The sequence below is a fragment of the Sharpea azabuensis DSM 18934 genome, assembly GCF_000702165.1.
Taxonomy (GTDB): domain Bacteria; phylum Bacillota_I; class Bacilli_A; order Erysipelotrichales; family Coprobacillaceae; genus Sharpea; species Sharpea azabuensis.
Genome location: NZ_JNKU01000015.1, coordinates 1 through 22,745, shown reverse-complemented (window position 1 = coordinate 22,745; position 22,745 = coordinate 1). Strand labels below are relative to the sequence as shown.

The 22,745-nt window shown below is 33.4% G+C and carries 20 protein-coding genes; 1 reads left to right on the top strand and 19 read right to left on the bottom strand.

What is annotated here, in order from left to right:
- Positions 1-36: 36 nt before the first annotated feature.
- The 11 genes from glf to T529_RS0104470 form a co-directional block, all read right to left on the bottom strand.
- Positions 37-1,143 carry a UDP-galactopyranose mutase gene (gene glf, locus T529_RS0104520; RefSeq protein ID WP_033162428.1) on the bottom strand — a complete coding sequence of 369 codons (1,107 nt, stop codon included), beginning with the start codon at positions 1,141-1,143 and terminating at the stop codon, positions 37-39.
- A gap of 136 nt (positions 1,144-1,279) precedes the next feature.
- Entirely contained in the window at positions 1,280-2,056 is a 777-nt protein-coding gene (locus T529_RS0104515) for a DUF4422 domain-containing protein (protein WP_033162427.1), read from the bottom strand.
- Positions 2,057-2,058: 2 nt separating this feature from the next.
- On the bottom strand, positions 2,059-3,444 hold the full coding sequence (locus T529_RS0104510; protein ID WP_033162426.1) for a sugar transferase: 1,386 nt from the start codon (positions 3,442-3,444) through the stop codon (positions 2,059-2,061).
- A gap of 467 nt (positions 3,445-3,911) precedes the next feature.
- Positions 3,912-5,615 carry an ATP-dependent nuclease gene (locus tag T529_RS0104505; protein ID WP_033162425.1) on the bottom strand — a complete coding sequence of 568 codons (1,704 nt, stop codon included), beginning with the start codon at positions 5,613-5,615 and terminating at the stop codon, positions 3,912-3,914.
- Between the two features lie 654 nt (positions 5,616-6,269).
- On the bottom strand, positions 6,270-6,485 hold the full coding sequence (locus T529_RS0104500; protein WP_033162424.1) for a hypothetical protein: 216 nt from the start codon (positions 6,483-6,485) through the stop codon (positions 6,270-6,272).
- Positions 6,486-7,715 carry a hypothetical protein gene (locus tag T529_RS0104495; RefSeq protein WP_033162423.1) on the bottom strand — a complete coding sequence of 410 codons (1,230 nt, stop codon included), beginning with the start codon at positions 7,713-7,715 and terminating at the stop codon, positions 6,486-6,488.
- Between the two features lie 34 nt (positions 7,716-7,749).
- Positions 7,750-8,322 carry an Ig-like domain-containing protein gene (locus T529_RS0104490; protein ID WP_033162422.1) on the bottom strand — a complete coding sequence of 191 codons (573 nt, stop codon included), beginning with the start codon at positions 8,320-8,322 and terminating at the stop codon, positions 7,750-7,752.
- A 172-nt stretch (positions 8,323-8,494) separates the two neighbouring features.
- Positions 8,495-8,743 carry a glucosaminidase domain-containing protein gene (locus T529_RS12510; RefSeq protein ID WP_143122802.1) on the bottom strand — a complete coding sequence of 83 codons (249 nt, stop codon included), beginning with the start codon at positions 8,741-8,743 and terminating at the stop codon, positions 8,495-8,497.
- Positions 8,744-8,746: 3 nt separating this feature from the next.
- The gene (locus T529_RS13075) at positions 8,747-8,890 is read right to left on the bottom strand and encodes a hypothetical protein (RefSeq protein WP_156032160.1); all 144 of its coding nucleotides are present in this window, start codon (positions 8,888-8,890) and stop codon (positions 8,747-8,749) included.
- A gap of 4 nt (positions 8,891-8,894) precedes the next feature.
- Positions 8,895-9,593, bottom strand: a complete 699-nt coding sequence (locus tag T529_RS12505; protein WP_051646849.1) for a hypothetical protein — start codon at positions 9,591-9,593, stop codon at positions 8,895-8,897.
- 181 nt (positions 9,594-9,774) lie between these two features.
- Positions 9,775-11,244 (bottom strand): LCP family protein, encoded by a 1,470-nt coding sequence (locus T529_RS0104470; protein WP_033162421.1) that lies wholly within the window; start codon positions 11,242-11,244, stop codon positions 9,775-9,777.
- A 178-nt stretch (positions 11,245-11,422) separates the two neighbouring features.
- Between T529_RS0104470 and T529_RS0104465 the strand changes: the two genes are divergently transcribed.
- Entirely contained in the window at positions 11,423-12,052 is a 630-nt protein-coding gene (locus T529_RS0104465; protein WP_033162420.1) for an Ig-like domain-containing protein, read from the top strand.
- 114 nt (positions 12,053-12,166) lie between these two features.
- Here the strand turns inward: T529_RS0104465 and T529_RS0104460 are convergent, their stop codons facing one another.
- From T529_RS0104460 to T529_RS0104425, 8 genes are all read right to left on the bottom strand, one after another.
- Complete coding sequence (locus T529_RS0104460; protein WP_051646848.1) at positions 12,167-13,666, bottom strand: LCP family protein; 1,500 nt, start codon at positions 13,664-13,666, stop codon at positions 12,167-12,169.
- 82 nt (positions 13,667-13,748) lie between these two features.
- The gene (locus T529_RS12500; RefSeq protein ID WP_051646847.1) at positions 13,749-14,786 is read right to left on the bottom strand and encodes a polysaccharide deacetylase family protein; all 1,038 of its coding nucleotides are present in this window, start codon (positions 14,784-14,786) and stop codon (positions 13,749-13,751) included.
- Between the two features lie 132 nt (positions 14,787-14,918).
- Positions 14,919-15,947 (bottom strand): polysaccharide deacetylase family protein, encoded by a 1,029-nt coding sequence (locus T529_RS0104450; protein WP_081823060.1) that lies wholly within the window; start codon positions 15,945-15,947, stop codon positions 14,919-14,921.
- A gap of 346 nt (positions 15,948-16,293) precedes the next feature.
- Positions 16,294-17,862: a YdcF family protein gene (locus T529_RS12495; protein ID WP_051646846.1), complete on the bottom strand. Its 1,569-nt coding sequence runs from the start codon at positions 17,860-17,862 to the stop codon at positions 16,294-16,296.
- A 162-nt stretch (positions 17,863-18,024) separates the two neighbouring features.
- On the bottom strand, positions 18,025-18,924 hold the full coding sequence (locus T529_RS0104440) for an alpha/beta hydrolase (protein ID WP_033162419.1): 900 nt from the start codon (positions 18,922-18,924) through the stop codon (positions 18,025-18,027).
- Positions 18,925-18,931: 7 nt separating this feature from the next.
- Positions 18,932-19,822, bottom strand: a complete 891-nt coding sequence (locus tag T529_RS0104435; protein ID WP_033162418.1) for an alpha/beta hydrolase — start codon at positions 19,820-19,822, stop codon at positions 18,932-18,934.
- Between the two features lie 12 nt (positions 19,823-19,834).
- On the bottom strand, positions 19,835-21,250 hold the full coding sequence (locus T529_RS0104430) for a PTS transporter subunit EIIC (protein WP_033162417.1): 1,416 nt from the start codon (positions 21,248-21,250) through the stop codon (positions 19,835-19,837).
- A gap of 123 nt (positions 21,251-21,373) precedes the next feature.
- Positions 21,374-22,381, bottom strand: a complete 1,008-nt coding sequence (locus T529_RS0104425) for a LacI family DNA-binding transcriptional regulator (RefSeq protein ID WP_156032158.1) — start codon at positions 22,379-22,381, stop codon at positions 21,374-21,376.
- Positions 22,382-22,745 lie beyond the last annotated feature (364 nt).

Genomic DNA, 22,745 nt, shown 5'->3' with positions numbered 1-22,745 from the left:
CCAAAAATTAAGGCAGTTCATCGAACTGCCTAGTTATTAATCCAATTCCTTCTTTACACAATGTAATGCTGCAGCTACAGTATCATCCATATCAAAATACTTATAAAGGCCAAGTCTACCACCAAAGATAACCTTACCTTCATCATCAGCTAGCTTCTTATACTTTGCATATAAGGCATTGTTCTTATCATCATTCATAGCATAGTATGGTTCATCACCCTTATGCCATGTAGCTGGATATTCTCTTGTGATGACTGTTTTTGGTTGTGTGCCAAATTCAAAGTGCTTGTGTTCGATAATACGTGTATATGGTATTTCATATTCTTCATAGTTCACTACGGCATTACCCTGGAAGTTTTCTTCATCTAGTACTTCTGTTTCAAATCTAAGTGATCTGTACTCAAGAGTACCTAATTTATAATCATAATACTGATCAATCATACCAGTATAGACAATCTTATCAGCAATATTTTCATATTCTTCTCTATTTTCTAGGAAGTCTGTATTAAGTCTTACTTCAATACCATCAAGCATCTTTTCAACAATTTGTGTATAACCACCAATAGGAATTCCCTGATAATCATCATTGAAATAGTTATTATCATATGTAAATCTAAATGGTAATCTCTTGATGATAAAGGCTGGTAATTCAGTACATGGTCTACCCCATTGTTTCTGTGTATAGCCTTTGACAAAGATTTCATAGATTTCCTTACCACCAAGTGATAAAGCCTGTTCTTCTAGGTTCTTTGGATTCTCTACAGCGACCTTAGCTCTTTCAGCTTCGATCTTAGCTTTAGCTTCAGCTGGTGTACGTACTTCAGGCCAAAGCTTAGAGAATGTATTCATGTTGAAAGGCATGTTGTAAACCTGCCCCTTGTAGTAAGCAATAGGGCTATTTGTATATCTGTTAAACTTAGCGAACTGGTTCACGTAGTTCCATACTTCTTCATTAGAAGTATGGAAGATATGTGCACCATATACATGCACATTAATACCTTCTACTTCCTTTGTATAAATATTACCTGCGACATGATCTCGCTTATCGATAACTAAAACTTTTTTTCCTCTCTTATTGGCTTCATGGGCAAAGATTGCTCCAAACAGACCTGCACCAACTACTAAATAATCATACTGTGCCATTTTTTCTTTCTCCTTTATTCTTAATCACATTATTTTGGAGTCTATTGTTCTCATTTCTTAGATATTAAATATCATACTAACTCTGAAATAAGATGATGATAAAAAACTAGAATTAATTATTCTAAAGCTATTCTACCTAAAAACTTTCTCCATATTTTTTATGGAAGAACTTAGCTTTAAGGAAGCCTGTGCCTTTCTTCCACATATTGACTTTTTCCATGTATATGAATGGTACTTCCTCATAGTCATATCCATTCTTCATTAGCCATACATCAAGTAATCTTTCTGATACTCTGCCTGGATATCTTGCATGGAATGCTGAATAATTGGCATCTTCGAATCTCTTTGTAAGCTCAAATAATATATCGAATAACCAAGTACAATATTCATCAAATTTATCCTTTTTCATAATAAACATATTAAATGCATGTTGGCTTCTTTCCTGCATATGTTTATCAAAATATGGTTTATATTCAGGATACTTTTCTTCAAGGATCTTTCCTGCCTCATCCAATGGTTCTGGATACATTGTATGCGCATAATGATCATGGATTGTTTCGATATAATACTTTCTCTTCTTGGTGAGGATGATATCTGTTTTATCAAACAATACGCTAGCTTCTGCTTGTGTAAGCACTTCTTTAAAAGGATCTTTGTCATGTTGTTTTCCTTTGAAATGTCTACGATAGTGTGCTAAGCCGATATAATCAGCGTCTAGGTTCTTCCAAGCCCAATATAAGCCTGTAAGCTCACAAAAAGCAGGATTAAGCTGAGAAATATTTTCACCTTCATTATCTCTCTGATATCCTAAATCTTCTTTACCTTCTGACCCCACTTGTACTGGTAAGTACATAGGATCAGTCGGCATTTGATATTTCTTATGTGTTGCTACAATAACTTTGATATTTTTCATAATTATCTTGCACCTTCTCCAAATATAACACCTAATGCTGTTCTTAAGACAATCTGTAAGTCTAAGAAAATGCTTTGATGATGTACATAATAAAACTCTAAATCACAACGTTCTGGATAGTCAACATCACTACGTCCATGGCTTGCCCAATATCCAGTTAGACCTGGTTTAGCTGAAAGGAATTCTGTGACACGATCACCATACCATTCTAGTTCTTCTGGAATAACTGGACGAGGTCCAATAAGTGACATATCACCTTTTAAGACATTAATGAACTGTGGGAATTCATCAAGTGATGTCTTACGAAGAAACTTACCTGCAGCAGTAACACGAGGATCATCCTCAAGCTTTGCACTTCTTTCCCACTCTGCTCTCTTCTCTGGATCTTTCGCCAGAATATCTTTTAAAACTTCCTCTGCATTAGGGACCATACTTCTAAACTTATATACATTAAGGTCCCTACCATAACGTCCTACACGTTTTTGTTTATAGAAAATTGACGCATGATCTCCATGTGCTAAGTTCATGATCTTTACAACGACCGCAATCGGAAGAATAAATAGACATCCAATAAGTGAGAAGAAAATATCCATCATTCTCTTTAACACAGCATCAATAGCTCTTGGCTTTCTTCTTGAGGCCGAAATAATAAGAATACCGTCGAAATCTCTAATAGATGAAGAGAAGTTCATCATATGATTATCTTCAGGCATATACTTAACATGGTCTACCAATTGTGAAGCATCTTCCATGGCAATATCAAATGTCTTTTGATCCATATCAGGTTCAATAATAGAAATCTGTTCAATATGTTTATCTTTAACAATCTTTCTTAAATCCTGATATTTAAAGACATCATATTTAAAGAATTTATGGCTCTTTTCTAAATCAACTACATTATTAAATTGTTGGTCAAACTTACTACAAGAATTCATATCAACAAAGCCAACTACTCTTGTTATCGCAAATCTATTATTATTAAGCGTACGACCATAATCTAAAGCATCTTTGCCTGTACCAATAACCAATGTATTCCTTACTAGGAACTTTCTAAAGACTATGCGTAATGTTCTTGATAGGAATATTGTAATAAAATACATGATGATTGCTAGAAAAACTAGATATCTTCGCTTATCCTGGAACATGGATGTTGGAAGAATAATGATATATGTTATAAGATAGAAAGCTGTAGCTTTTGTGACATGCTTAATCTCATTCCATATCAATGTATCTTTGATACTATAATGTCCACACATCAACATATAAATCAAATACAATCCTAAAGACTGCCTTAAAATACCCAAGTTAATGTCCAGGGCAACGAAAATGTAATAATATATAATTGCTTCAAGTAGTGCCAACAACACTGCATATAGTTTTCTTCTCATATTTAAAATCCCTCGCATTACACATTATACACGAAATTATTACTCTTTTATAGAAATAATGCAAGTAATCCTTAACCAAATATTTTTTTAGAGGAAGCCAATTTACTTACTCTAAAATCTAGGTGCATTATAACTCGTGAAATTATAAACGTCTTACTTTGTGTAAATATTCTTTTTAAGAAATCTTTAGGCAAAAGACTAGCATGTATTAATATGCATACGAAGTAGTTCCACCTCATCTAGGTCTATGTATTAAACTGAAAAACTATGAAGCATTTGTGAGTATGAACAAAGAACACCCATGCTTATTTAAATTGTCACTTTACTTTTCTATATAAATACGAGTATCACAAACTATATTTGTTTTTGAAAAGCAACATCTTCTTTTCCTAAATCTTTTGAATTAATTACATTCATTAATACATTTTAAATACATTAATGGATTACTAATACATATTATGTGGTTTCTATTTTATATCAAAAACATTTTTTATAAATTGCTTTGCCTCATCATAAACAGGATTATTTATATCATTATATCTTGCAAATGTTTTTTCTACCCAACTATTTCCATGTCCCCCTACGTCAGGAACAAATCTTTCTATTTCTCCACACTCTAATATGAATACATTATGTTGATTTAAGAATTCTTCTAATTTATTAAACAAAGTTACACATTCTCCCTGCGGTAACACACCTTTACCACCACTTTTCAAAAGTTTAAAACTACTAATATTTTTTAAGACTCCTATGATTTCCTTTGCTGTTTTATCTGACATATATTTATCCGAATTAAACATTTGATTAATCTCAGTTTTTATAACTTCTTGTGTTTTTATCTGAGAATACGTACCTTCTTCAAATTCTTCTATAAACCTTGTATGGTAATCATTTATTTGGTTATAACAATCGTCCTCAATTGAATTAACTAATTGCCTTAGATTATCTTTGTTATTTATTAAATCAATATCAGCAATAATAGCATACTGAATATTCAGTTTTTTCAATAGTGGTACAACCTTCTTAAACTGATGCTTTCCACCAACTGCACAAAACAACGTATTTTGATATTTTACAAGGTCTAGATTTTCTAATATTGCAGAATAAAACTTACAATCACTTTCATTTTCACATAATACTAGCCGATCATAAAATAGGCCATCTAAAATATTTGTATATCTTAGGTTCTTATCATTTGCAATTTCAGCAACACTATTATTATCAACTAGATTAAATTTATTTTTATTTTCAAATCTATCTATCTTAATTATTTTCACTCTAGAAGAATCCGCTTCTAAAACACCTTTTATAAAATCTATATTATGTGTTGAGATAAAGCATTGTTTATCGTTAGATAAATTCACTATATTCTTAGCCAATAGTCTTGCTTGTGGAGGATGTAAAAATGTTTCAGGTTCATCAATCAAAAACAACGAATGATTATTTACAATAAGAGAAGCCAAAATTGCAAAAGCGCTTCTTATACCATCTCCCTGAATATACAAATCCTCCATTTCTTTTGATAGATTATGATTATCCCTTCGAGTAGAATTAATTACATTCTTGATATCTTCACTTTTACCAATCTTATATTTCTTTACAATTGTTCCATCCAAAAAATCTTCATAAACTTCAATAGACTTTTCAAACCCCATTTGTAATACTTCATTTAGTGTATTAATCGATTCTAGATCACTTTCAAGCCCTTTCATGATATTTAAACTACGATTATCTAAATTTGTATTAAACATCATAGGCCTGGTTATATTTAAACGATTTTCTGTTGAAAGAAAAGAAAAAAGCACTTTATAAAACTGTTTTTCATCCATATTATCGGTAAAAGTGGAAGTATTAAAACTTTGAAATTGATTATCATCTATAAGAACATTATAATTTCCAAAACTATCTTTACTGATATTCTTTTCAAAGTAATCCTTGAGCTGACTGCTGGAAAAATTAGAAGATTTATAAGTGACCTCATCAACTATTACTTTAGGCTTACATAAATCGTTCAAATCATCTTTCAAGTCTTTTAATGTACGGCTTTTTCCAACATTGTTAGCACCGACTAGCAAAACGATATCGTCACTTTCAAAATCAATTAAAGTTTCATCATTAAATTTTATCCTTTCTATGCTAACAGACGGAATATTATTATTTTGTTGATCCATTATTCTTACCCTTTCTCACATTGTCTTTCAATTTAATTCTCACTCACATGTAATAACTCTATTACAGATAATTACATATAATTCAAGATTCATTTTCTTCCTAACAAAATAAGCATATAAACACTCCAACCTCATCATAATCACAACCTACACCATCTAGATGATAAAATAATTTTATTTTTATCATTCCTCGATAAAAAAGTCAAAAAACCTCTCTTAGCAATATTCAGTACTATGACAAGTTGTAGAAAAGCTTGAATATCCATTATTTCTATATTATTCATAACTTAACTCAATCTACAAGTTCTTAGCTAGCCAGTATACTATTCAAACTGACTTATAACAGTTTCCTCATATTCATTGAACGAGAGATAGTCTCAATTGAACCGAATTCTCACCGTATTGTAATAACCTCTTTTATAATTGTATATAATGCACCGTATCTTGTGATAATTCAAAATTTTCTGAACTCATATATGTCCTCTCTGAACAAGGAATAGCATAACTCTTTGAAGGCACGTTTTTCCAGCATTCTCTTCTAGGTTTTCCTTTTATTCTAGTAAACTTTTCCTATCTAAGACCATTGAATAAAACCTTAACAAAGACTACTTTACACTATTTATGCGATTATCTATCAACTAACAAAAACACTTTTTACCTAATCATATTTTCATTTTGTATAGGAAGGAATTCATACTTCTTATCTAATGTATGTCCTGGGAAATGATTTCTTCCTTTCAAGTAATAATCATAGGTTGTTTCTACTTCAGCACCATCCCATGTGCAGTCTACAAAGTAATCCTTCCCATCCACTCTCACCACATTCCAAATATGGTTAGAAGAAAAAGAATCTAATGTTGACCCTGTCACTTAAAGAACCTCCAAACCTGCTTTCTGCGCTAGTCTATAGAATAGTCCTGTAAAACCTGTACATACTACTTTCGTTGAGCCTGTATAGGGATCTACTGGGTCAAAGAGAATATCATAACTTGAATAATTATCAATACTATAATCAATGATCTTTCCTGCTTGATTTCGATAATATGAAGCATTATCATAATCGGCATGAAGACAAACATAATCATGAATTTTTCTTACTTTTTGTTCATCCGTAAGTCCATTAAGATCTAGGCTGTTATAGACATCGGTAAGCTTTTTTTCATATGCAATTCGCGTATTCCAATTCCAATAACCTGGATCTAGCGTAATAATATATTCACGATATTCGGGGTGATAGATTCTCCTAAGCGCCTTAACCCTTAACAACATGTCTTCCTTATAGAAATCACCTAAATGAGTACCAGTATTATCAAATAGAAAATTGTCAAGATCTATAGGTGAGTAATCATGTGCTACATAGATTTTAAATATGCCTTGTGTTTGTTTCATCTTTTCTAATTGTGTTGCTTCTAAGTGCATACGATTCAATACTTCTGTATCATTTTTTAATACTATATCATTATCAACATGTATCTGATAGAAGACTCTATCTTTTGTTTGATTATCCTGCGCAACTAGTTCATACATTCCTGCCTTATTAGAGCTTACTTGTGCATGATGTACGTTTGTATGAACGAAAAGTTGAGAACTATTGGCATAATAGCTCACGTCATGATTACATCTCACTTCAAAACCAAGTGACTGATCTAATGGTATATTGATATTTTCTTCTAGATTATTCACTTTTAAAATCGAAGAATTTAAAACAACATTCCATATATAAGATTTATGACTATAAAGATGTGTTGCTTTAATTTGTGTTTTACCAGCATGTTTTGCTTCAATTATAAGTTTTTGATCCGTTTTTCTAAAGCTTGCAACAGTGTTATCAGTATTATTTATATTGATTTTCGCAACTTCTTTATTTTTTAATACTTCTGGAATATTGAGTGCAATCGTCTTACTTTCCCCTGCTTCTAAAGTAAAGTCACCAGTAGGTGTAGGAGAAAACTGAAATGCTTTTACATTAATTTCTTTTCTTAATTCATAACCTTCATATGAGATCTTTACACTTTGTTTACCTTCTTGCTGAAGATTATATTCACTGCACATATCTTTTGTAAGCTTGATTCGTTTTTTGGAGCCATCATGATAAGTCACATCAAGTACTATTTGATCAATATGTAAGTTATCTTCACATAAATAATACTGACTCTCCCATTTTGGGATCGTAATATTCAGTAACAGCAGCTATAACAGTAATATGACATATGTATTCTTCGTCATTATACTGTGCTATAATCTTTGCCTTGCCTATATTTAAAGCTTTTACATAACCATCTTTTACACTTGCAATATTGGAATCAGATGATGACCATTTATAGTGACGTGTGCTATTTTCAATGTATATTTTCTCTTCATCACCTAATACCATGATAAGTCTCAACTTATTCAGCTTTTCTTTATTTGTAACTTTTACATGACATGTATATATTTCATGATCTAGTTTTGCATAGACATTAGTTGTACCAAAGGATTTAGCAACAATCTGTCCTTCTTTAATTGTAGCAACCTTATTATTCTCACTAGACCATTGAGGTTTCTTATTCGTATTTTTCAGCTCTAACTTTGTTTTTTCTCCAATATAGAGATTGACATTGGTTTTATTTAAGTAGATATGTGTTTGAGTTTTAAATAATATGATAATAACTATAATGATTCCAATAATAATACTTATCAGAATTCCTGTTTTCTTATTTCTAGACATATTCAAAACCCTCTTATATCATTCTACAACAAAAAGAAAAAGGAATCGATGTTTCCACCAATTCCAAAAGAAATTAAATACTCAATATCCTATTGACAAGTTTTCTTACATTATATCCATAATCAGGATTTACAGCCCAATGACCACCTAATTGTTCAACATATGGAACATTTCAACGTTTAACATAAGTAAATCTAGGATCAACGCAGCTATTTCTTAATTTAGCTGTTGAAGCATAAGCTTTCAAATGTTGAATTTGTGCTTCAACACCAAGTCTTACTTTACCAAAAGTATTTCCTTCTTTGCCATTACCTGTTGCACCTACAACAGCAAAGTTAAATTGTTCAATTTTAACATCATGCCCATATTGTAAATATCCAGTCTCTAAACACATTTGTGCGAATGCTACTTCAGCACGCACACCTTAAGCATTTGCTTCTTCCATATATATTCTTGCAAAGGCTTCTAATGTAGGTGCATCCGTTATTTTATAGAATTCAGGATATGTGTGACCGCTCTTATTAAAGAACTGAATCAATTGATTAACGTTTGTATTTGTTGTACCCATGATTCTATAATTGCCTAATGGGAATATTTGATAATTTTACGGACGTATTTTCACTCATTAACGACTTGGCATTTCTACCCTCACTATAGCCATGTTCCATATAGTGTTCATAATATTTCTTCATATTTCCACCATATGCATCTAACAAATCTACATAGTTACCTGCATAAATAGAAGCATTAAAATCCTCACTTGCCTGTCTACCCTCGCTCATACCATAGTTTACAAAATGCTTTAAGAGGGCATAATCATCATAGAGACCATAAGCTTTTCTTAAATCTGCATTATGGCTAATGTAATAATTGAAGTCATAGACCTTTGCATAGTCAACGCCAATATATGTTGTAGTGATATCTTGCATCGTTGTTGTACTTGTAGTTTGTCTTCCTTCTCTTGCACCATTTTGAATATAGTGCATGTAGTAGCTTTTCATGTTATTGCCATAGGCTTTTCGTAAGTCAGTATACTGCAATCTGTATGAATTTACATCGAACGTTGAACTTGCCTGTCTTCCTTCATTCATACCATAATTTATAAAATGCTTTAGAAGCCCGTTATAATCTTCAGGTTCAAAAGCTTTTTGTAGATCTTCATACTTATTACGGTAATAGTTAAAGTCATAGACTGATGCATAATCAATATCATTATATTGTGTAACTGCCACTTTTGTTATATCTTCACCATGAACATACGAACGATTCATTTGGCAAAATAATATCCCCCAGACTACATAATAATACAGCAATAATAAAAACTATTTTTCTTCCCAATGACATTTCCAAGATATGTTTCATCTCCCACATATTCGCATCATAGCATTACAACCGCAAATGCTGATAAAACATTTAAATAATCTAGAAAACTTTCCTTTTCATATATCCTCCCTAAGCTTTTGAATCGCTAGCTTCTGTTTTGATTTTCTTACCCGCTAACATGTTAGTAATATAGAGTCTATTTTTATTGATGGAATCTTTTGAAGGAATCGTGTAATAAATAGCTGTTCTTGGCATGAGATATCCGCCTGTTCTCTTTTCGTTTGTTCCTTCAAGAATAGACTGCTGAATATCCCAAGAGCCACCCTTATCTAGCTGCATCTTAGCTAAGCTTGTGATATCGCTCGTCTTCATATTGGTCTGGAATGTTCCAGCAACTGCATCTAATAAGCTTGTATAATTCGTGATCACGGCTGGTGACATCGCTTTATTTAAGATTGCTTTTAAAACAGCTTGCTGGTTTGCTGCTCGATGACGATCCCCTGTTAAGTAAATCTTTCTTTCTCGTGCAAATGCCAAGGCCGTACGACCATCCATGTGCTGTACTCCTTTTTTTATACGCACACCATTATCTGTCCATGGTTTGAAGGCTTTATCAGAATAAACATCAACGCCACCAAGCGCATCAACAATCTTGACAACAGACTGGAAACCAATACGGGCTTGATAATCAATATCTAAATCCATAAACTTCTCAACAGTCTTTTCAACATTCGTTGTTCCAAACATCCCAGCATGCGTCAATTTATCTTTGACACCAACATTTGCAAGTGTCACAAAGTAATCTCTTGGAATAGATGTGAGAAGGATTTGTCTTGTATTAGGATTGATTGTAACAATCATGTTCACATCACTTCTAGATTTCTCATCAACACTGCCTCTTGAATCAACACCTGATACAATGATTGTAAATGGTTCTTTTGTAACATTCTTATTATTAGCAGTATTTGCATTCTTCTCAACAAATGTATGGGACCAAATGATTTCAGTATCATTATTAAAACTTTCAAAATAGCCTTCCAATGCTGTCTCATAGGCATAATCCATAAGAATAGCTTTAACCTTGCCACTATAGAGATCTTCACCTAATTTCTTATAATCATTGTAATCTTTTTCTGTGAAAGAAACCGAGTCCTTTAGAAGACTTTTTCCTTCTTTAAGATATGTTGAAGTTTGCTTAGTATTGATGCCAACTTTCTCATCTTCAACATCTTTTGCAGATTTATAGCCATTCTTTTTAAGTGCCACTAAAGCAATGACTGTCTTTTGTTCTGACATGCCTGTCATTTTCGCAATGGCACCATTGGTTTTAATAAGCATATAGGACGAAAATATCATGGCAATAGAGACGAGTAAAGAGACATATTTGCCTAGTCTAGCCCTTCTTGATTTCTTTGCATGCTTTCCTATTCGTTTAGGTGGTTTAATGAATTTATACATTAATCTAAAGATAAGAAACAATACAAGATATACAACAATTAAGTATTTTAAAGGTAGAATATTAAACTTTGTAATTACAAAGCCTAAAAATATTTCAACAGCAGCTTGAAATAATATAATTATTTGCCATTTTAATTTCATAATCTATTCGCTCCCTTTATCCCATCCAAATACTCTAAACACGTTGAATTATACACTATGCTTCTTTGAAAGCAAACCAAAATCAAATTCTTATGCTTTCAATTTTCTTCATTTTAGTCTACAATTGTACGCGTAGGTTATAACCTATGTTATACTTAGGTAAGAAAGGATGAGATCTATGGTTCATCTACATAAATATTTAGCTGTTCTCCTTGTTGCCACAATGGTTGTTGGATGCTCTCCTAGCTCATCAACAACTAAGAAGAAACCAACAAAGCAAACGACACAGAAAGATAATAAAAAAGAAAAAGTGAGTCAGCCGGTTCTCAATCGAGAAGAAGTGACCTTACGTTTAGGTCAAACATTCTTACTGGAAGTTACTGGTAACATCAGTAAATCCATTGTTTGGGGTTCCTACAACAATAATATTTCTGTTGTTGGGGATGAAGGCTTGATTATTCCTAAAAGTATTGGTACAACACGTATCACTGCTACAGTTGATGGAAAAACAATTGAATGTAAAGTCAATGTCATTGGTAAACATGCAAAAATGCCAAGTGATGCCAAATTACCATATGATCCTGATAAAACTTACTTGATCATCAGCTATTATGTTCATAACAAAGATGGCAGTAAGACAGGTCATATTGTTCATACTGAAGAGATTTCTTCTAACCTTCTAAGTGGTTTATCAGCACAAGCAGCTGGTGATAAGTGGGTCAAAGAAAACAAAGACTTCCTTGTTTCTTACTATGGTGAAGGAGATTATAGCTTCACGACACGTTCAGGTGACAATATTCATTATTAATTATGCAATGCTTTAGAAGATAATTCTAAGGCATTTTTTACTTATCGCATGTAAAGAAAAGTGATGTTCGCTAAGAAGCTGAACATCACTTTTTTAGCTATTCATGTCTAAAGCTTAATCCATATGTGCTGTTACATTAGAATCAGTATCAGCAATTTGAACGTCTTCGCCTTTAAGCATATCTTTAATATACTTAGTATTAGCATCAATTGATTTCTGATCAGGGAAGTTATAATAAAGTTCAGTATTAGGCATCATTAAGCCACCCTTTGCCTTCTTAGAAGTACCATAAAGAATTGATTTCTTGACTGTCCATTTGCCACCCTTATCAAGCTGCATCTTTGCAAGTGAAGTGATGTCAGAAGATTTTAAGTTTGTCTGGAATGTTCCTTCTATTGCACTAAGTAAACTTGAATACTGGCTTAATACAGAAGGTTTCATTACTTTTTCTAAGATAGCTTCAATAACAGCCTGTTCATTAGCTGATCTATGTCTATCACCAGTTGTATAAGTCTTTCTTTCTCTTGCGAAAGCGAGAGCAGTACGACCATCCATGTGCTGCATACCTTTCTTGATACGTACACCTTCATCAGTCCATGGCTTAAATTCTTTATCTGAATAAACATCAACACCACCAATAGCATCAATGATTTTTGTAACAGCCTGGAAACCAATACGTGCATTATAGTCAATATTGATATTCATGAAGTTTTCGATTGTTTTTTCTACGCATGCTGTACCATATAGGCCTGAATGTGTAAGTTTGTCCTTACCACCCTGTCCATAAATTGGTACAAAGTAGTCTCTAGGAATAGATGTCATAAGAATACGACGATGTACTGGATCAATAGTAATAATCATATCTACGTCAGAACGTGATTTTTCAGTTACATCACCACGACTATCCACACCAGAAATAAGTAATGTAAATGGTTCCTTCGTAACCTTTGCATTTGTTGAAGTATCTTCAACTTTTTCCTTAATTTCATATTTCCAGATTGTTTTTGTTTTCTGTGACCAATCTTCATGATATGTTTCTAAAACAGATTGATAAGCATTATCTACAAGGATTGCTTTTACTTTACCATTATATAAATCATCACTTAATGATTTAAAAGTTGAGTAATCTTTTTTTGTGAACTTTGCTTCATCTTTTAATGCTTTTAAGCCTTTATCGATATTTGTCTTATCAGCAAGAGTATTCACCCCAACAGGAGTTGATGCTTTTAAGTCATCAGCAGAATCAAACTTACTATCTTTAAGAGTCATCAGACTGATAACTGTCGTCTGTGTATCATTGCCTGTAATCTTAGCAATCGCACCTTCAGTTTTCATCAACATACTTGATGCAATAAGCATTACAATTGATAAGAGGATTGAGATAATCTTCCCAACGATAGGTCTAATAGCTACTTTTCCCTCATCGACTTGTTTTTTTGACTTAGTGAAGAAGAACATACCAACTAATAAAAGCAACAATACAATAAACAATATTAATGCATACCTAAATGGTAGAACATTTAACTTGAATGTTGTAAACGCCAATAGTATTGATACGAGTAGCTGTATGAACATGATAACTTGCCAGCTTGTAATTTTTTTAATCAATTTCATTAACTTTACCTTCCTTAATTCTTTCTACATTATTCATTATACATGGATGTAGTATTTTGGGAAATGACTTTTTACTAAATTACTAGTTATTAATAGGTTGATGAGACTGAACAGCTGTATTTTCTAATGTTGAGAACTTATAACCATTATCTTTATACCACTTAATAATCTGTGGTAAAGCTTCAACAGTAGTTGTCTTTACTTGTGTATCATGCATCAAAATAACTGCTTTTTCCTGTTTTGTACCTGTGGCATTGCGTACTAATGTTTCTACAGGCTGTAATTTACCAGCAGCATCCCCACTTGAAACATTCCAGTCATAATACTTATAACCCTTCTTTTCAAGATCAGCTGCTAATGTCTTCATAATTCCTGTTGCATAATGACGACTAATTGTATTACTGCTACCACCAGGGAATCTTACAAGTTTTGTTTTCTTTCCAGTAACTGATTTAATATAATCTTCAATCTTATTTAAATCATCAAAGTAAGTTTGTTCTGACTTATAAATAGAATACTCATGCGTATAACTATGAGCACCTATTGCACTACCTTCTTTGAGAATTCTCTTCATTAAATCTTTTGACTTTGGATTCTGAGCAGTGACAAAGAAAGTACCTACAGCACCATTCTGTTTCAAAATATCAAGAATCTTTGCAGTATTAACAGATGGTCCATCATCAAATGTCAAGAATACTTCTTTAATACCATCATCAACACCTGTAGCCATTACTGATTTAGGCTGCTTGACGGTAACATTAGCTACAAACTTCTTTTTGAAGTACTGTGCAGTGACTTTTGTAGAACCTTCAGCTTTTGAAGTTAAAACACCTTTATCATTAATTGAAGCGATATTTTTGTCATCTGTTGACCATTTGACCTTTGCTTTAGTGCCATCAAGCTTCATTGTGTATTCTCTACCAGGTGCAATTGTCAGATTTGTAACTGGCATAGATGCTTGAGCTTCTAGCTTCTTTTCTCTTTCTGCTTCTTTCTTAGCAGCAATCTCTGCTTTTCTCTTTTGATTAGACTGGTATGCGAATACTCCAAACATGCCAGCAATCAATGCGATGACAACAATTACGATTGTCATCTTGACCTTACTAGATTTTAAATTCATTTCCTTCTCCCTCCTAAAGGCAACCTCGATTATACTCAATTTAGCCCATTTTTAAAGTACTTTTTAGCTATAGTCGTTAAACCTTATAAATATATTACAAATTAAAGACAGGTATGATACCTGTCTTAGCTATTAGTTATTGATATGGTGATGACTGATGATATCAGAGTTCTCAAGTGTTCTGAATTCATAGCCATTATCTTTATAAAACTTAATAATTTGAGGCAAAGCATCAACTGTTGTCTGTTTCGCATTGGCATCATGCATTAATAAGACAACCTTAGATTGTTTAGTATTTGTAGCCTGATGAGCAATTGAGGCAACTGATGGCGCTGGCCACTCAGCATCCCCGCTCGATAAATTCCAGTCATAGTACTGATAGCCTTTAGCTAGTACTTCTTTAGAAAGCTTAGTCATAATCCCCTGACTATACTTTCTACTGATCGTATTACTGCTTCCTCCTGGGAAACGAATGATTTTTGTTTCCTTACCTGTGACTTCTTTAATATGATTCAAGATCTTATTTAAATCATCAAAGTAGTTCTTTTCTGAACTATAGACATACTTATAGTCATGTGTATATGTATGTGCTCCAATCGCATTTCCTTCATCAACTGCACGTTTCATTAAGCTTGCCGATTTCTGATCAATTCCTGTTACAAAGAATGTCGCATGGACACCGTTATTCTTGAGAATATCCAGTACCTGTGCAGTCTTTGGTGATGGTCCATCATCAAATGTCAGATAGACAACTTTCTTGCCATCATCCTGCATCACTCTTGGCATAGTAACTGAGACTTTTACAGGATACTTCTTCTTAAGATATGTTGCATTAATAACCGTATTCCCTGCCGATACACCTGTTACGACACCCTTTTCATCCACTCTTGCCACGGCAGCATCCTCACTGCTCCATGTCACTTTACCTTCTGCACTATAAAGCTTTAAGTTATATGTTCCACGTACTTCAATTGATATCTGATCTTTGCTGAGCTTTGCTTGTTCCTGCAGTTTCTTGATTCTAGCTGCTTCCTTCTTGCGTGCTTCTTCTTTCTGGTAGTCTTTGTAGGCTTTAATACCAAACCCGCCTAATACACCAAGTACAAGAACAGCAACAATAACCCATACAATACTCTTAACCCTTCTTTTCTTCCCTTTCATATCCCTTCTCCTCGTCTATCTACATTCTAACAATGTAGTTCATACATGAAAAGTCTTTTGCTTCATATTTATCGCTTTATAAGGCACTAAATTCCATTCATTCTAAAGCATGACTTTCTCTCAACATCTAGCATCATACAATTTAACTATTAAAAATATATGGTTATAAATCTAAAGTTTTTCTAAACTTTTTAAAAGGCCTAACATACTTATTGTATTTTGTAATTTTTATGTATTTGAGTGTTCGTTATATCAAATTGTCTTGTAGATGAGAGTAACATTGGCAGGAAGTTTTGAGGCATTATAAAATGCTAGCATCCCTATAACGAGGATGCTAGCTTACTAATTAACTCATTTTCTTTTTCAGTAAGAAGAATGAAATACCTAGTGATCCTAACAACATAAAGAGTAATTCTTTAATAGATGTTGGATCTGATGTTTCAGCACTTTTACTTGTCGTATTATTTGTTTTTGTACTTGTGTTATGCTTTGTATTCTTTGTTGTTGATGCAGGTAATGCATTATTAGGATTATATGTGTTATTCTTTATTTGTTTTGCAACTTCTGCTGCTGTTACACTGTCAGGTGCAATTACAAGATTTGTTTCTATTTTATCTTCTTTTCCATAAACAAGTTTTATTTTATGATTTCCATTGGATAGATTTGAGAGTGCCTCTTTCTTTAATGTGAGAATTGTACTTCCACTAGCAAGCGTATAAGCATTCTCATCTAATTCCTTATCATCGAGATAAATACCAGTGAGCTTATCTAATACACCATTTGTTTTTAAAACAATATTTGATGCTTTACTCTTATCAAAGACACTATTATCACCTGATATGAATTTGTATTTTACAAAGACATTGACTTTTGATGTTGTTTCTTTGCCTTCGAGTAAATAAATAACATCTATTGTCTGTAATCCTGCTCTATGTGGATCATAATTTTTAACCTTATAGTCTTTAATTTCTGTTTGAGCACCAAGCTTTTCTTCATATACAGTTATATCTAATAGATCATTTTCATCATAAATATATTGATTATTAATGACTTGAGATGTTGTTTTTACTGTATTAGGTAAGCCAAGAATTTGTTTTAAGCTTCTTGCTGCATGAGATGCAGGTTCTAAGTCCTTGCCTTCAATATAATAACCTAAATTACCAATAATATTACATTTGTACCCTTTTCCATATTCAAATAACTGTGATTCAGCATAGTACAACAATGTTCCTCTTCTCGTATGATAATTACTTGTAACAATCGTAATTGACTCAATACCATTCTCTTGTAACATTGCAAAGGTATTTTCAGCATTTTGTACTGTTGTCATTGCACGTTCATCCATGTATACACGGGATGAATCAATACCACATTCATTGACAAGATAATCACGCATCAATCTTGCTTCAGTATGTTGATCAGGATTATTCGGACCTGTAGGTCCACCAGATACATAGATTTTTGTCTTTGGAAACTGTCTTGCTGCCGCAGCTACTGTTTCACAACGGCCTTTAAGTTCTGGCAACATTTCTCCGTCTTTTAACTGATATCCTAAGCATACAAAAGCATGCTTTTCACTATCAGAAATACCAGAGTTTGCTAGAACAGTTGCCTTTCCATCCTTACCATTTTCTTCAGGTGAATAGATATAAGGCTTCCAATTATTCATGAAAAGCTCATTCCATTTTTTCCCAACATTTTTCATGATGGCATAATCAAGATTGGAATATTGCTCTCCACGATTCAACAGATTTTCTTCTTCAGCATCATTTTCAGTCGTATTTTTGGCAAGCTCATCAATATACGCACTATATATTTCTTGATCTCCTTCATTGAAATCATAGGCGAATGTTGGTATGACACTGCCAAATACCATACTCAACATCAAAGTTAAAACAAACAGAACCTTTTTCATTTTATTCTCTCCCTTCTATTCTGCTGTTGTATATCAATATTATACTAATGAAAAAGAAAACTGTCACTAAAAATATGTAAGCGCTTTTTATGTAATGAAAAAGTACAGGCAAATCAATATTGACTGTACTCTTATTTTTGATCATATTACGCGTTTATATATCTATTGGTTTACTGTATTAATAATAAACTTTGCCATTAATTTCCAAGCTTCTTCAGCCTTTGCTTTATCATAAGTATTGAAGAGTGAGTGCGTAAAGCCATGTCCTACGCCTTCCATTACAACATAATCTACATCATTTCCAGCTTGCTTACATTTTGTGGCATAGAGCTCTTCTTCATTTCTCAGCGTATCTAATGCTGCAGAAATGATAAGCATTCTTGGAAGATTATGCAATTGGGCGTTTCTTGCTGGTGAAGCGAGAGGATCATCCAAATCCTTCGCATCTTTGAAGTACCAATGCATATACTGCAATGCTCTTGATTGAGAAACGCCCTTCGTTTCGTCAACTGATATGCGATCTGTTTGATTTAGTGATTGATCAAGGGGTGCATAGTCTAAAATCTGACCAATTATATGAATAGCCCTTTTCTCTCTATTGAGTAAGCAAAGTGCTGCTGCTATTGCTCCACCTGAACTATTTCCCATGACCATAACTTTTTCTTTATCAATGCCATAAAGTTCAGCTTTTTCTAAAATAAGCTCAATTGCTTCATAACTTGAAAGAATTGGTATGGGAAATTTAAATTCAGGAGCCAATGCATAATCAACATTAATAAATATACAATTTGTCCAATCAGCGAGTTGTCTACAATAGCGCCCTTCTTGCTCATAATAGCCTAAAACAAATCCACCACCATGAAACATAAATACAACCGGTAACTTTGTTTCGCTTTTTTTATTGGATGGTGTATAAACGCTATATTCAATCCATCCAGCTGACGAAGTATACACATTTCCTTTTTGATAATCATGACACATACGTTCAGCGATAATCATATCTGTAAAGGCTATTTCTTTACCCTTTCTATACTCAAAAATAGTCTTATCTTCTTCCCTCATTACATTCTCACTCTTTCATTCTATCTTCCATCCAATACTGTGCAAGTATTCTCCACAGTGTAACTGATCGATCCTCTTCAAATGCGCCACGTGAACATAAAGCATTCGCTAGACCTAATCCATGGGCACCTTTTGCAAACATATGGTATTCACAGTTTACATGATGGGCTCTAAGTTTTTCAATAAAAGATGATGAAATACGCGTGTCTACGACAGGATCATTAGCTGTGTGCCAGAGAAATGTTGGTATTGTATCCATTGTAATATGATTTCTTAAATCAAAGTTGTCTTTCATCTCTTTTGTAGGATTTTTTGAATTATAGAATACACTATTCATAATTGTCTTTTGTTCTTGACTAATGGATAAATATTCATTTCCTTGGAAATCGTCCGGATTATCTGCAAGCATTGGATATCCAAGAATCATTCCCTTACATTTTAATTCACTTTCTTTTGGTATAAAGTCAAGCTTCTCCAATAATCTTGGATCATTCCATCTCGTACCCACAGTTGCACACACATGTGCTCCTGCGCTAAATCCTATAAGAAAGATGTTTTGATCATCTACTGCCCATTTTTCTGCATTTTCATGAACAAGATGAATTGTAGTCATTAGTTCTAAGGCCGGCAATGGATAATGTGCTCTTGGATTAATACCTTTCTCAGGGTGATCTCGATCCGTAGCTACAGTGTACTTCAGTACAAAACAATTGAATCCTCTTGGTAGAAAATCCACAGCAATTGGTTCAGCTTCCTTGTGAGCATGAATCATATAGGCGCCACCAGGGCAAACAATTAAAGCAGGACGCTTCTTTACAACCCCATGTGCTATAAACCGGTCTTGTATGTACGTCTCTACAAAAGCATCTTCATCTATCTTCACAATCTCATGAAGCATTTTTCCTACTCCTTAATCTTTTTTCAAAACAGCTGGGTCATTGGCATCAAAGCCAAAGAAATATACAAGAGCAGCTGAGGCAATAAGTGCAATTGTACATGAAATAGACCCATTAATAATATTAGCGGCTGAAGCACCAGTAAAACATAGTACAGAAGTAAAATTAGTTGCAGGAACAAGTGTTGCTGAAATGACTTTTGTAATGCCACAATAGAGACCACCAATAAACCCTCCACCAATCAAACCAATAAAAGGCTTTTTATATCTTGCACAAATACCATATATTGTCGGTTCAGATGTACCTGCAAGTATTGCAGTAATCGCAAATTCTCCAGCTTGTGCTTTTTGTTCTTTATTTTTTAATCTTAAGAAGGCACCGATACCAACACCCATAATAGAGAAAGCGGAAATCGTTAATGCAGGAGCAATAGCACCATCAAATCCTACTTTCGCAAATACTTGGAATAATGCCGCAATTAACACCATGTGCATGCCTGTCATAACTAAAATTGGATATAACGCACTAATGATTGCTAAGCCAATAAATCCAGTAGCTTTACCAAAAGCCATCAAACCTGTTGTGATATAGTTGCCAAGATATGATCCAGCTGGGCCTAAAACGCACAATGTAATTGGCAGCATTAGAGTGATTGTAAACGCTGGGGCAAAAACACCTCTTAATGAATTTGGAAGCTTTGTATTAAAGAACTTTTCGATATAACTCATCACCCAAATAGATAAGATAATAGGAATAACAGTTGAACCATAATTTTGTACATTACAAGGAATTCCAAAAACAGTAAAGTTTGTAACATTCTTTGTTGCCATCTGAGTAAGTGTTGGGTGAAGCATAATACCACCCAGTAATATTCCTAAAACAGGTGTAACTTTAAACTTCTTGGCAGCAGTATATCCAATAATAACTGGGAAGAAATAGAAAGCTGCATCACCCACAAATGTCAGTAAAATATAGAGATTATCTTTTTGTGAAATAAGCTTTAAGATATCCGGGCCAAGTAATGCTACTAACATTTTGAAGAAAGCACTTGCAACGATTGCAGGAATTGCGGGGCCTAAGCATCCTGATAATGCATCAAGAATAGAACCACCAATAGATTTCAACGTAACCTTCTTCTTTGGAGCATCAAGATTTTCATCAATATATTCTGCATCGCCACCAGTAATTTTTAAAACCTCATCATATACCTTATCAACATCAGGACCAATAATAACTTGCAGCTGATCTCCAACCTTCTGCGCTCCTAACACATCATTAATCTTCTTTATTTGATTAATATCCGCTTTAGAAAAATCAATCAAATTAAAACGAAGTCTTGTTGCACAATGTAATGAATGTGAAATATTATCTTTTCCACCTACTTCTTTCACTACTTTTTCAGCAATGAACTTATAATTCTTTTCCGCCATAAATGAACCCTTCCTTTTTATTTTTTCTACATTTATTATAGTAAACATGTTTACTATTAAAGTCAACTTATAAATCTACTTATTTACTTTTTTAGTAAACAAAAAGATGCCTGTACTCAGGCATCAAGAAGATTGATGATGTTCTATTGAAACAGGCACCTTAATATCCATATTTTTCGTTTTTCCATTTTCAATAAGATCCGCAAGTGTTGAAACAGCTTCAAATGCTATTTCTCGTGTATTCTCCTTAACAAGTGATAATGTAGGATTGGAATATCGGCTTAATAAAGAGTTTCCATATCCAATGATTTTAATATCTTGAGGAATTTTATAACCAAGATTCAGGTAGGCTTGAACACATTCCATAGCAAGTGTCTGTGACTCCGCAAATAAGCCATCGGCATGTGGATGCTCCAAAATCATTTGCGTGATAATTTCAGATGCATTAATCCCGTCGTAGTTTATACTATTATTCTTCAGGATATAAGGCCAAGGCGTATAGCCAGCTTTCTCTAACTCTTCACAATAGCCCAAATAGCGTTCATCTTCCTTCAATCCATCATACGAATTGGAAATATAGAGAAATTCTTTCGTTCCTCTTCCTAATAAATGTTTAGCAGCAATTCGACCACTCGCGAAATTATCAGAATGCACAAATGGTATTTTCTCTGACAATGGATGTCCTATTGACACGATAGGAATGCTATTTTCTTTAAAAAATTCCTGATTATAGCTAATACTGCCAAATAATATACCTGCAACATGCTTCTTCCTTAAAAATGACATGAATTCTATAGTTTCCAGATTATCATATTGGCTTGAACATAATAATAGATTGTAACCATAATTAAAACACGCTTTTTCAAGAAGTGTTGTAAGAATACTAAAGTATATCCCTTTATCCGGGAATATGGCTGCTATTGTTTTACTTTCCTCTTCACCTTCCACCATTTCATTGCGTGAGACATAATTCAAACGTTTTGCAGCTCTTTCTACTTTCAATATCGTTTCTTGCGAAAAAGATCCCTTATGATTCAATATTCTTGATACAGCAGCCTTCGAAATACCAACTTCATCAGCAATATCCTTTATTGTAGACATAAGTAGCCTCCTTTTATCATATATACACAATTAAGTATACACATTCATCACCAAATGAAAATAAGAAGCATTCCTTATTCTTTAATTTCATGACAAATAAAGGCAAAAATCAAAACCACGTCTAAAAGGCGTGGTTTGAACTGCGGCTATAAGCCTATGATACCTGCTCGCGTCTAAAGGCGCTTGCTTTCACTTCGTTCAAGCTACCGCTCTTGACGCTCGCTATCCCTCAAAGGGATTCTTTTTTTCTTTTTTACTACTTTGTTTTATTGTCTTTTATTTTTCCTTTTTCGCTTCTTTTTCTCTTCGTTGCGTTTGAAAATGGATCGCCGTATTCCTTGACACTCAGCTTGTCCACCATCTGGTCATGCATCTCCTGCTCTCGGATATATTT